Raw genomic sequence first — 12,942 nt, 5'->3', positions numbered from 1 at the left:
TTTGGCGGCCATCGGTGTTCAGGGTGAGGTGCATCGCCACTTTGTTCCACTATCTACCGGGGAGGAAAACCCCCCTATTACCTATCATTGTGGTTTATTCGAGATTTTGCCACCAGACAACCTGTGAACATGAGTTCAGTTCCGACATCCGGAATCCTAACATCGCCATCCTCCGAGAAATACGTAGAACAGAACCAGTTGTGGTAACAGGCCAACCAGAGATACTTTCGAAAGATCGCAGGATTGTCCTTAAACTCCGCCAACCGTTTCTTGATATGATCTCTATGCTGATGGAGTTGACAGAGTGCTTCGGGATGGTAAGGTCCACCATACGCAGGGATTTCTTCTTCACAGTATTCCGTCCAGTCCATCATATCATCACTGAACCACCTGAGGACGTACAAATAGTTGATAAACCATGTGCCGTCAGGATCGATGACGACCATATCATTAAAGTGACAAAATGCCGGGTTGTTATACCATTCCAGGTACCTTCTGAGCTTCTCTCTAGCAGAATCCTCAAGAATAATACGGGGAAAGAGAGCTCTTTTTTCAATACCCGCTGCATCCATGAGAGCGGGACTGAAAACAGTCACTTCATCACAGTAAGCTCTCTCGATGACAGCTCCTCCTCGGGTGAAGAACCCCTCTATGGCCAGTTCCAACTGGTACATCGCTATCTCATCGATTGTTCGCCCAAATTCCGATTCACCGCCAGTTTGCCACCCCAGTTCAGAGACAAACAGTAAATTATCGGTATATACGCGCACGTGAGAGATCCTCTTCCAATCGTACTTGTGCCTCATCTCTGTCACCGATTTGATCCTGGAAAATGCAGATCTCAAGGCCTTATGATAGTGGTTGAGCAGCTCATCAAATCGCAATTCGCTTTCTTTAGCCTCATCTAGTAGCGATTTAAATCCGAGGATGTCCACATGGGCGATGATTGATTCTTTGCCCGAGACGGATATCGCTCCTTTTAACCTCTCAGTGAACTCTTTCTCAAGGATTCTACCCTGAATGAGAGCAGATCGTAGGACCGCTCTATGGACCCTGGCTCTGTTTGGAATCGTGATCACTGTGCGGTCATCGAAACGCCAGAGGTGAATATAGCGGTCACTTTTAGGCACCTCAGAATAATCAAATTCTCCCAATAGAGAGAGTACATTCTGAATGGGCAGGTTATGAGGCAGATCAGAAGACATCTTTATCAATGATCCCCTGCGTCTTCCCGAAATGCTCGATCAAAATCTCTCATCTGTTCGAGAGTATTTTTGACGACATTGATATGTTCCCTGATCGCCTGTCTTAGATTATTAACTGCCTCGGCCTCTGTCGAGCCCACTTCTGCTATATGGGTGAGATGATCAACTGCGACAAAACATTCACCATCTCTTGATACCCGGATCAGATCGCCGAACAAAAGATCGACTGTGTCGAGATCTGATAGGGGATTTGTGTCATATTCATCGTTTAGACTCATAGAACACCAGTTTCAACTGAGTTAAACAGTTCAGGAGCATCCATGTTGCGTTAAAATAGAACCGGACTGATAAAATAACTTAATGTGCAGCAACCCCAACGATTTCATTGTTACTCACATGCCTAGATCTCTGGGTATCTTCAGAGGAATGGTTTGTCCCCGTAGTCGCAAACATCAGGTCAGATGTAAATGCTTGAATACGTCATTGAACTTGAGCAAGCTATCGTAACCGGGAACTACCTCCGGATAGTATGGATCTACCTCGGTATACTACTAGCAGTAGGAATAACGCAACGGAAAACTCTAATTCTGCCCAAATATCGGTTGAAATATCTCATATTTTGCCTGCTATCAATTACTGCGCTGGCACTATGGGCCCTAGGCCTTCTAACATGGCCCACATCGGGTCTCATGCTATTATTGCTCGTGGCTCTCGCTGTAGTACTCGGCCATTCCTCTCGTGGGAAACTCTTATGGCCGTGTTCATCGATTCTCCACGACGTTTCCGGTCATATCAAGGCAAATGAACCCGAGAAAGCAGAACAGATCCTCTACCGTTACAAGTGGTGCTTTTTGGATCCTACTGAGAAATATTCGTATTACCTTACGCAGGCAGCTGTTGCATTTGCAAAGGATGAGGCTCGCCGATCGATAGAAGTGCTGAGTTGGATAGATGTAGGTACACTCAATGCAGATGAGAAAGTTCGTCTTGATCTGCTGCGGGCAGGGTCTTTTACACGCCTGGGGGATCACAAGAAGGCATTACAGATCATTGAGCGTCTTTCAAACCCTTCAGATGAATATCTATCTCAAATCGCCCTTATTAGAGCGTCAGCTGCTGAACATGAAGGTGACCTTGCGAAGTCTTCAGAGATTTTGCTCAACGCCATTACCGCTACTTCAGACCAACTGAAAAACGCTGATTATCAACGTTTACTAAACAATTACGGGAGAATACAGAGGATTAATAAGAACAGTACGGATTCTCTGCATTATTATCGTAAGGCACTGAGATTGGCAAAGGATCTCAAGGGAAAACCTTTGCTGCACGCTGCATATCAAAATGTCATTCATTCGCTTCCTTCGTCGTCTGGACAAGATGAGGTACGGCAGTTAATTTCAGAATATAAGTCTAGGGTTGATTTTACCAATCCACACGATGTGCTGGAGTATTATAACTATCTCGTAGAATTCTACAGACAATTCAACAATCGAAACAAATTGTTTGAAATAATGGATGAAGGAAGGGAGAGGATTTACCCACTCATATCTCGCAAGGAGCAGATTGTCTGCGACATATCGCAGTTGAGGATGAGATGGAATGGGGGAGTGTTATCACCCGCTTTTCTCTACCAGATCGAAGATCAGTATCCTGAATACGCAAATTTACCTGCAGTGGAACAGTTCCGGTGCTACATGGAGATACATCATGTTCTCCAGCGGTTGAAGGAAGGAGGATCGTTGACCTTATCCCAAGAGGACTTTTTTGCCCAAAACCGTGAAAATATCCGCAATCTTGTCCCTGCGCTGGAGGACTACCTCTGCACAGTTCCCGAGTATTGCGTATTTGAGAAGTGTCAGGTGATCTGGGACATCATACGGGGAAAGAAGTGTGGCACTGATGATTACGATAAGGAAGAAGTCCTCCGGATGCTTGAAGATATCAAAGAGATCCATCTCGTGCACGGGAATTTCATCGAAGCCCTTAAGGCGGGGCTGGATGTGAGCGACGAGGCTCTTGGGCAGAGGCAATATGAGAAAATGTGGGAATACACTCAACTGGCAATGGATGAACTGCAGGAGATCCAAGGTCATCCTGCTGAAATCCCTGCATTCATACAAATTGCATGTTATGCATACAATGCAGGGAAACACGATCTCGCGAGAGAATATTTAGATCGATTTGAGCGTACGGGTGAGCATATCTCTCATTATGCGGATTGGATTCAGGGCTATTACTTTGGGCTCAAGCAAGAACTCGGTAGTAGCGCATAATCTGCAGCTCATGTGGGTGTAACAAGCAAGGTTTATCGGGATCCGTATCGCCCGTTATAATAAGATGAACAGCGTTCACGGAGATCCAGAGGTAGCCAATCCATTCTCCACGGGCGGTGGTGGAGATGCTTTTGAGCACCTGATTGGAGTCTCCTATCTGGTGACCCTTCTAGCCGGGGATATTCCTCGGGGGCTTGATTGGGGCACCTGTACGAGAGTAAGCTTCCAGCAGAGGTGGATGGGGTGTGTGCTTGATGATATCGTCGTCACCAGCAGCAACGGGCAGAAAGAACGGCGACTTGCTGTGCAGATAAAGCATGACCTCAAATTTTCTGATGCTAAGTCAAACGATGTCTTCGCCAGAGTGGTCGATGACTGCTGGAAGGCATTCACCGGAGCCTATGGATGGCAATTCAACACCGAGACGGACCGGATCGGTATCGGGATAGGGGTTTATCAGAAGGCTATAGACGAGCATCTGCGGCCGGTGCTGGAGCAGGCAAGGGCCTCCCAGGATTCGGATGAATTTTTCAGAAAGGTATCGACACCGCGGTTTATCCACGAGAAGAAGCGAGAGTATGTTGATGTCTTCAAAAACCTCCTCACAAAGGCAAAGGGCAGCCCCATAACCGAGACCGAACTTTGGAGGTTTTTGCGGTGCCTTGTAATTCTCTACTTTGACATTGAGCATGCAGGATCACGTGACACGGTACAATCCTGGAATCGGGTGAGGGACCTGATAAAAAACGAAAATACGACGAAAGCGCTGTCACTCTTTAAGATCCTGAGAACTGAGGTGGCAGATTCTGCAAAGAGGGCGGGATCTATAGACAAAGAGAAGATAAGAGGAATCGCTCTCGATCATGGTATCTATCTTCGGGATGAACAGGACCTCTCCCAGGATCTTTTCCATTTAAGGAATCATTCAGATACTGTCCTTTCTTCCATCCAAGACACCATAGGAGAATCACTTCATCTCCAGAGAGGACACCTGCTGGATCAGTTAGAGGAAGAGATCAGAAACCACGAGGTCGTCGTCATTTCAGGCGAACCGATGGTTGGGAAAACCGTTATACTCAAGCGGCTTGCAGATCGATTGCGACAGGAGGGTGAAGTAATTGTCTTTGCTGTCGAGCGGTTCTTTGGAGCTTCGCTTGAGCATTTTCTCCATAGTATCCATATGGAAAACGACTTCCAGAGGGTACTTTCGGCTATAGGTACCGCCCCACTCCGCTGTATCCTGATCGACGGTCTGGATTGGGCGGGCATCGATCAGGATAAGAAACGCATTCTAAACGATATCATTCTCGCAGTTCAACGTTACAATGAAGAGCACAAAAAACGCGGGGGAGTGGGCGAATATTGTTGGAAACTTGTATTTACCGTCAGAAAAGAGAGCGCTGAAACGATAGTGAAACATTTATCACTCCGGAAAAATTTGGCTGACCGGACTATCAGTTTCTACGAGGTGGGGCCGCTTACCGAGGAAGAGGTTGCCACAGTGGTCGACCAGTTTCCCAAGTTGAGGAGTTTGGCATCGGAGGGACATCTAAATGACATCCTCTCAAGGCCACTGGTCCTGGATATCCTCACCCTCCCGGGGATCAGCCTCTCCCTAAAAGAGGCTCCGTCGGTGCTCACCGAATCCTGGCTTTTAGACCTCTTCTGGGAGGAGATTGTGCGATTGGCTGAAGGGGCCAGACATGGGAGAGGCACTCCGGACCAGCGTGCTCGGTTTGTTGCTGCTCTCGCACAGCAATCTACCTTGAGCGGAGAGCACCTCCAGGACGATCCGCTCTATTCTGAGGCTATAGCAGGACTGATCTCTGATCGTATCATCACACGAGAGAAGGGAGAGATTCGTTTTGTTCATGAGGCATACGGTGAGTGGACCATTGTAAAGATGCTGATATCCCACAGGAATGTTCCGGGGTTTCTAAATTCCTGTAATGAGTCCCTGACTCTGGTCAGGCCCTTTCGCTTATATGCCTCCCATCTTCTTGAGGTTGAACGAGCCCCCGAGTTCTGGGCGGAGCTGCTGGATAGCCTTGAGCAGCAGGAGGGGTCTCTCTCGCCACGATGGTACCAGGATGCACTGGGGGTACCCCTCTCCTCGCCGCTCCAGGATGAGATCCTCCCTAAGATAGGACCATACCTGCTTGAACGGAACGGGTATCTGCTCAGCAAGTTTTTGAAGGTGATGAGGACTGCCCACGTAAAACCCGATCCAGTGTTGTCATCTCTCTTTTCACATCTTCCAGCAGCAGAGGCTGAGAAGTATGAGGCTCTGTGCACTGTTCCTATCCATGAGCAATGGGCCCCGACACTCAAGTGGTTGTTGTTCCGCCCGGATAGTATTCGGGGTGAGGTTCTGGTCGAGTTTTCGGAAATTGCCAAGATTTGGATGAAGGATCGAAGAAAACAGGATCTTCGCAGAGAGGTTGCAGAGTTCTGCTTCAAGATATGGGAGAATCCTCCCTCGGAACGGTGTGACAAAGAAACCAAGAAGAGCATCATCGAGGCCATCCTGTGGGCGTCTGACTGCATGCCAGACGAAGTGGACAAGTTTGTCAGGTGGAATGAGCCAATAAGAGCAGACCTCAGAGATGTTATTCTCACCTATGGATGGCTCCCTCTCTGCCGGGATCTTCCCAAGACCGCAGTGGAGATTATCAGCAAGATCCTCTGTCGTGAGATTAAACCTGATCCCTATGGAGGTCACTACCATATTCTCAGTGACTACGGGATTCGATGGACCGAATGGGATCCACCAACTCGAATTAAGGGGCCATTTCTCGCACTTCTAAGGTTACACCCAGATGAGGGGCTGGCACTCATCCACAATATAGTCAACCACGCAACCCGATTCTGGAAGATCCATGAAGAACAGGTGGAAAGAAGACATCCTCTTCCCCAGAAGATCCGTCTTGAGTCCGGAGAAAAGAACGTCTGGGGAGATTGTCGTGTATATTATTGGTGCCGTTTCTCAAGCGCTGCCCCTTCCGCCCTAACCTGCGCCCTGATGGCTCTCGAATACCAGATGCAAGAAGAGATAAAAGAGGGGCGGGATGTTAAGGAACTCTTTGAGACCGTTCTCCGCGATACATGCTCTGTTGCGATCGTAGGGGTCTGCGCATCCGTGGGGCTTGCACACTGGAAGACTTGCCCTGAGTTACTGGTCCCGCTCCTCGAAAACCCGGCATTCCTGGAGATGGATTCCCATCGGTATGTGCAGGACTTGCAAGAGGAGACGCATATTGAGATTAGTTCAAAATATCTATCCAGGGGTCAGGATCGGGCAGACTACAGGCTCTTAAAAGATGATGCACGGCAAGAACACCGTAAAAATTTCCTTCGAAACCTAATCCTGCCGATTCTCGTAATGGGTTCCACAGAGGCACGGTCAAGACTTCAATCGGCGATGCGAAAGTTCCCCGAGCACCCACCCCTCTACTACGAGGAGGAAAAGAGCAATAAAGGTCTACTTCAGGAACGGATCGAAACCTGCAAGATCTGGGCCGCACAGGCTGAACTCGAGAATTATCGGACCATTGAGCACGAGACGGAAGGGACGATCGGCATCGAGTTTGTTATGCCGGCCGAACTCAGGGAGCAACAAGTTAGAGAACGGGAAGAAATTGAGAGCCAGAACCAACTTGTGAAACTTCTCCAGTGGTCGAGTGCATTGTTGGAAAAGAACGAGATCAGTCCAACATTTACAATTGAGGTCGCGATGGAGTACGCCCGGGAGCTGAGTGCCAGCGATGATCCTGTCCAGCCAGCGGAGGGGGGCCTGGATGGACTCGAATGGCGGGCTGATGCCGTTGCACTCTTTGCCGCTGGGGTCGTCATCAAGCAGTGGGATTGGGTACAGCGCAACAGCCATACCACCTGGTGCAGGGAGCAGTTGCTCATCGCCGCAAGGCGACCCGGCCCCCACAGGGTGGGGGAGGAATTCATGAAGTACCCCTATGGTCACGCCCGGTCTGCGGCACGGGCCCTGCCCATACTCCTGACGAAGTATCCCGACGATGGAGAGATCAAAAAAGCCCTGTTTGGGTTGATAACCCACAGAAATAATGAGGTTCGGGGGTACCTCTTCTGGGCTCTTACCTCCCTGTGGGAAACCGACCAAAAAACGGTCTGGAAGTGTATTGAAGAAACCATTGCGCTTTCCAGAGGTAGCGTTGGAGCCGGGGGACGGCGGCACAGGCCTTTTGAAAAGCCACTCTGTGACTGCTCTTCGCGTGATGTTAAACTCCATTTCCTGTGCTCTCTCCTTTCCTGCCTTCCAGGAGACGCACGGATCTCAGTGATTAAGCCTCGGGAAAGATTGGTGTCACTCCTCAGCGGCCTTCTGGCCTTCACCATAAACAACACTATAAAATCCAGCAAAAAGGGGTTCAAGAGCGACAGTATGGTGTTTATAGAATGGAACCAGATGATCTTCCCTGTCGTCGCCAATGCCATTCTGCGGTTGCCAGAAACAGAGGTTTACCCGGCTCTCCTTGCCCCCATCTGCAGCAATTGGGAGAAGGCTCCGGGGTTGATGGAAAACCTCCTTTGGGGCCTTCTGTTCGTTGGCCTCACGCCGGAATGTGAAGGCAGGCTTGTTGATGTCTGGCATCGGGTGGGGGATGTCGTCCTCTCTTCAGAGATCTGCACCTCATCGAGCAGATGTTTGAAGGAAGACATCCAGAATATCCTCGGCCTTCTCATATTCTCAGATCGGAGGGGGATCTTGACCGCCACAGTCAAGGACTGGTCACCCCCCCAGGAGATAACTGATATCATCGAACGTTGGTGCTCGACCGTGGGTTCGCACCCCGAATGTTTCCCGAACCTCGTCAATCTCCTGAGGACGATTGGGTTTTCGTATATCCCTAGCCACGGCATCAACTGGCTCTATAGTTGTATCAGAGGGTCATCGAATCCCTCAGCCATGCTAGAACAGGTGTGCAGACTGAATACACTCCCAGAGTTACTCCACAATGTCTGGGCGGCGTACCACTTGGTCATCAAGCAGGACCCCGACCTGCAACAGAAGTTTATCTACGTCGTCGATGTCACCGCGGCACAGGGGGCACCGATAGCACTCCAGCTGCAGCGCAAGATTGAGGAAGATATCAGGAGGGGCGGGTGAGGTACGAGGCGATCCTGTGGATTGCCACTCAGCACTGATGGCATATCTGAATTCAGGCCGGCACTGAGATGCGACTTATCAAAGGAGGAGAAGCGGTTTTTCGCGCGCCTGATGGGACCGACCCGGGCCGAGTGGTTGCAGCGGATACTCTCGGGGAAAAATGAGGAGCAAAGGCAACCTACTGATCAGGAGAGCCCTCGATGAATTTCAGAAATTCCTCACCAAAGGGCGTTATTCTCAAGTTGGTGTAGGGTTTTATCTCTCCACCGAACAGTGCAATAGCTTTATCCAGTAACAGCGATTTTGAGATCAGATCCTGGACATAAAAGAGGTACTCGGCCTCATCGAACCCCAGGAGATTTGCTTTATTTTTGAGAGAGACCTTGGCACCTTCGCCATCAACGACTCTCTGATCAGAGTTGCCTTCAGATTCACGATCTTGAACTTCCCGAAAGTGGTTAAGGATCAGGATCTGATCTTCATTGATACGGGAGACGATATCGAGGAACGTCTCTTTAAAATCAGACGTGTAGGTATGCGCCATTTCATTTAGCAGGATCTTCTTAAACCGGTGCATCTTCTCCTCGGATGCAGTATGCACGACCCTGCGAAGTATGGACTCAAATATGTCTCCAAACTCCTCGCTCTTCAGGTGTTCTTGATCAATGTCACCAGAACACATTGATCTCAAGTATTTCTCCAACTCCTCGACAAACCGGTTTAATCGCTCCTGTTTTACCCGACTCCGATATTCAAAAAGGACCTCATCGAGAATAGTACCGAAGAAGGGAATATTGGAGAAGATTACATTTTTACCGGATATTGCGGCCTGCTTTAACTGAATTTTTGAATCCTCGCCCATGAATATTAGTCTACCAAAGTTGTCATAATACTCTTCTGCTGAGAGAGACACCAGCCCTGCAGCGGCTCTATTCGTTGAGGAATCAAGTTAATACTCTTGATGAGAAAGGACAATCTCAAGAAAGTACAGAGATTGGAAAAGAGGGCATATCCGATTGCCATGGTCACCGGGATCTTGAAATGATAAATCAAATCGACAAAACCTCCTTCAAACGGATTATCGAACCGCTAGCCCGTGCAATCCACATGGAGTACCTGGCCCATGTAAAGCCAGACCTCAACGGCCGCCTGCCACCGACGGCGGTTCCCTGGGATGCTCTCCCAGAGGATTTCAGGGAGTCTAATCGTGATCAAGCGCGGGACATCTGCCAGAAACTGTGGGTGTTAAACTGCAGAATCGTGTCGAAGACCATGAGCGCTGATCGGGCGGTGACGGCATTTAACGACGAGCAGATCGAGTTGCTCGCGCAGATGGAGCATAACCGCTGGGTGGAAGAGAAGCAGCGGAACGGCTGGGTTGTGGGCACACCGCGTGATAACGAGAAGCGTGTGCATCCCGATCTCATCCCATGGGATGAACTTGACGAGGCGGCGAAGGAAAAGGACCGGAACGCCGTCCGCAGGATCCCAAAGCTTCTCGGGGACTCCGGATTCGCGATCTACCCGATGCCCTGATCCTCGTTTGTGGACGGTTTTTCTGCGAGAGGATAATACTCAAGCTTGAAGTAGACCTGGGCAAGACGACCAGGCAATTCGAGTATGGTCTGAATATCTTTCTCCTTTTCATCGTTCGGTAGGGCCTCCCAGTCAACCAGTGTGCTGTTGATCTTGTTCTTCTTGTCGTTTTTAGGTCCCCATCGGTACCCTTGCTCCGACTTCATTTTCACATACCGGTCATGTTCCCGGATCGCAAGAGCCTCGATCATAGGGTCATCCTTATCGAACTTCAGATACGGCTCGTCCCAGTAACGCATCGGAACGACCCGGTAGCCGTAATTGCGAAGGTTCCAGATTAGTGATTTTGCCTGCGCCCGGTTCTGATCCTTCACGTCCTCAGCCAAGCCCTCCCACGAGACAGCAGATGGGTTCTCCTCCTCAGTGATTCCTTTCCCATATTCCCGCTCAAGGTAATTCTGGTGCGTAGCCTTGGCTAGTAACTCTGCGATCTCGTTGCCATACCCCTTCTTTTCACAGAAGTCTGTCAGGACGGGAAAGGCATAGATGTTCCAGCCGAGGGTCTTGCGCAGTTCCCGGATCACCCGGGTCATTCCGTGCTCCTCAAAGGTTCGGACGATGATCGGGGGAGCAGTGCAATCAACGCTCATCAAACCGAATCGGTTACAGAGAAGGTTGTGGAGCGTGATGGCAACAGAGGTGGCGTCCCCCTCATCGCGAAGGCAGATATAAACCCCGTTCAACGGTCTGGGATATATCGCCTTCAGGAAGTCACCCTGGAGGAACTCTGCGGAATGGACTTTCATCACAAACGGCATGAGGTCACAGTATTTGTTTAGACTTGGGAAGTGTGCCAGGAGAGACGCAACACGGGACTCTGCCTCTTCATCGACGACAACAACTGTGATCTTGCTGTTGTTCTCAAGTCGTATCTCGCGCCACCGCTTCACAAGGTTGACCAGGAGACTCTTTCCGAAATCACCGAGGCCGACGATGAGGATCACCGGGGCGCCTTTCGACGTTTTCATGATATCGCGGAACCCGCATGTGGCCACATTCCGACCGGCAACGTGATAGAGGTTGAAGAACGCAAAATGAGCCTGATCGTGCTCGGACAACTCAAACTCCAGCTGGCGGAGGGTGAAGCTGAGATTCTGGTCCTCGATGTGGATGTGGCACGTAAGTGGCGGGAGGTAGGCCGGTCGTTCCCGGGCAACCTCTGCACAGGCCAAGGCAATGTCGACGTTCAGGCTGTCGCTACCGGTCAGGGCAAAGACCATTGCGGCGTCTTGCACTCTGATGCTCCTCAGTATCTCTGGACTTCTGGCGTCTTGATGAAGCACCAAAGCTCCATCCTCGCGGCAGATCTTCACCTCCGGCAACTCCTTATCCATTTCAAGGACAATGACGTTCCGACCTTCCCTCTGAAAATGACACGTCATCACAGATCCAAGAAATCCGGCTCCGCAGATGACGACATGCCCTCCGGGTGTATCGACGGAGGGAAACAGGTACTGCCAGATGGGAATAATAAGGATGCGGCCTCTAAGGCAAAGCAAGCGAATTTGCTCATTGAGGGTGCGATAGAAGATAAAGATGGTCGAGAGAGCAATGATCACAACAGCCAGATAACGTGCGATCTCGACCTGGGGGACCGGGTCGAGGTACTCCGATCCAGAGTTGATGACAAAGAGCTGTACCGCCAGGTAGAGCGCATCGAGGGCGGTACCGCCATTCTGTTCGAGAGTAAACTGGACTAGAAAACCCCACCATCCGAGAAAGAGGGTTCCGAGACCGATCACGAGGATGGACAGCCCAGGGTTGCGGCGCATCCACGCCCAGAGCATTTCCAGTTCGCATGGTTTGCCGGAAGTGTTGGAACCCTGTGTTTCAGTTGGTGGAACTTGCGCCATTTTTTGACCTTCTGAAGGTTTTCCTCAACGATATTAAGGGGATAGCAACATTAAAGGAGTTAATATGCGCATTCTGTTAAGAGCCTCAATTCTCCAGATTTTTAAAGAATACAAGTATAATGGCCTATCAAAAACAGGGGCATATCCACCCTAGTGCTCCTTGCACTATTCAGCGAATATTTGGGGGATTTATTCTACCCCTTATATCGCCCACTTTCTGATGGCAGCTACGATTGATGATGTGTTCCATCCAACAGTTTCTTTTGCTGCTTCAGTCACTGCTGCAGGGACTCGTTTGCTGCCCCAGGGTTCCACACCGATGATGGGTTTATTCATGGCGTTGGCAATCTCAATTTCAGTTAAGATCCATTCACTGTATGCGACATACATACCTGCTAGAACGATAACTACATGGGTGGGACGAATCTGGTTTCTGAGTTCATCTTCAAGACTTACGCCAGGCTTTGGATCGGTTTTTGGGACGCTGTAATTGCGCCAAGAGAAATTTGGAGCATCATTTAAGAATTCTACCATCCGACAATATGGCTTATGATAGTCCCAAGCATGACTGATGAAGACACTGTAGGTTCGTAGAGCAGGCATTTTCCGACCTCATACAATGAAATGTCCCTCCAGCATATATTTTTTCCCATAATGAAGAGCCTTTGGAAACTAAAATGAATATAAATCTACCATCTAAAGCCATTGCATACCACCCAGAAACAATACCGTCTCGCCATCATCATCGATAACCTCGCCATCGGCATCTCTAGGATCGTCCCGAATGGCGTTTTTTCAAAGGGAGCATCATGGACCAGCCTCATGGTATAGATGCGATGAGCCAGGGGAGTGAGGAGGAACCACCACCCATC

Annotated in this window: 8 protein-coding genes; 3 read left to right on the top strand and 5 right to left on the bottom strand. The window is 49.7% G+C overall.

Annotated features, from left to right (window positions below; all coding sequences use genetic code 11):
* Positions 1 to 77: 77 nt before the first annotated feature.
* Both QZ408_RS08200 and QZ408_RS08195 read right to left on the bottom strand, forming a co-directional pair.
* Positions 78 to 1,205 carry a hypothetical protein gene (locus QZ408_RS08200; RefSeq protein ID WP_292490800.1) on the bottom strand — a complete coding sequence of 376 codons (1,128 nt, stop codon included), beginning with the start codon at positions 1,203 to 1,205 and terminating at the stop codon, positions 78 to 80.
* Between the two features lie 5 nt (positions 1,206 to 1,210).
* The gene (locus QZ408_RS08195; protein WP_292490798.1) at positions 1,211 to 1,483 is read right to left on the bottom strand and encodes a hypothetical protein; all 273 of its coding nucleotides are present in this window, start codon (positions 1,481 to 1,483) and stop codon (positions 1,211 to 1,213) included.
* Between the two features lie 189 nt (positions 1,484 to 1,672).
* Between QZ408_RS08195 and QZ408_RS08190 the strand changes: the two genes are divergently transcribed.
* Positions 1,673 to 3,478, top strand: a complete 1,806-nt coding sequence (locus QZ408_RS08190; protein ID WP_292490797.1) for a hypothetical protein — start codon at positions 1,673 to 1,675, stop codon at positions 3,476 to 3,478.
* Positions 3,479 to 3,542: 64 nt separating this feature from the next.
* Complete coding sequence (locus QZ408_RS08185; protein ID WP_292490796.1) at positions 3,543 to 8,621, top strand: hypothetical protein; 5,079 nt, start codon at positions 3,543 to 3,545, stop codon at positions 8,619 to 8,621.
* Positions 8,622 to 8,799: 178 nt separating this feature from the next.
* On the opposite strand, the gene QZ408_RS08180 is transcribed toward QZ408_RS08185, so the two are convergent.
* On the bottom strand, positions 8,800 to 9,534 hold the full coding sequence (locus QZ408_RS08180) for a hypothetical protein (RefSeq protein ID WP_292490795.1): 735 nt from the start codon (positions 9,532 to 9,534) through the stop codon (positions 8,800 to 8,802).
* Positions 9,535 to 9,728: 194 nt separating this feature from the next.
* Here QZ408_RS08180 and QZ408_RS08175 point away from each other — a divergent pair, with 194 nt between their 5' ends.
* Positions 9,729 to 10,157 carry a RyR domain-containing protein gene (locus QZ408_RS08175; RefSeq protein ID WP_292490794.1) on the top strand — a complete coding sequence of 143 codons (429 nt, stop codon included), beginning with the start codon at positions 9,729 to 9,731 and terminating at the stop codon, positions 10,155 to 10,157.
* On the opposite strand, the gene QZ408_RS08170 is transcribed toward QZ408_RS08175, so the two are convergent.
* Together QZ408_RS08170 and QZ408_RS08165 are read right to left on the bottom strand one after the other, a co-directional pair.
* The gene (locus tag QZ408_RS08170; RefSeq protein WP_292490793.1) at positions 10,142 to 12,070 is read right to left on the bottom strand and encodes an NAD-binding protein; all 1,929 of its coding nucleotides are present in this window, start codon (positions 12,068 to 12,070) and stop codon (positions 10,142 to 10,144) included. The two genes, QZ408_RS08175 and QZ408_RS08170, sit on opposite strands and share 16 nt — an antisense overlap.
* A gap of 201 nt (positions 12,071 to 12,271) precedes the next feature.
* Entirely contained in the window at positions 12,272 to 12,673 is a 402-nt protein-coding gene (locus QZ408_RS08165; protein WP_292490792.1) for a TIR domain-containing protein, read from the bottom strand.
* Positions 12,674 to 12,942: the final 269 nt, after the last annotated feature.

It is taken from the genome of Methanoculleus sp. 10 (genome assembly GCF_913757945.1).
GTDB lineage: Archaea > Halobacteriota > Methanomicrobia > Methanomicrobiales > Methanoculleaceae > Methanoculleus.
Note: the sequence above shows the minus strand (reverse complement) of the source record. Positions and strands in the feature narration are given on the sequence as shown.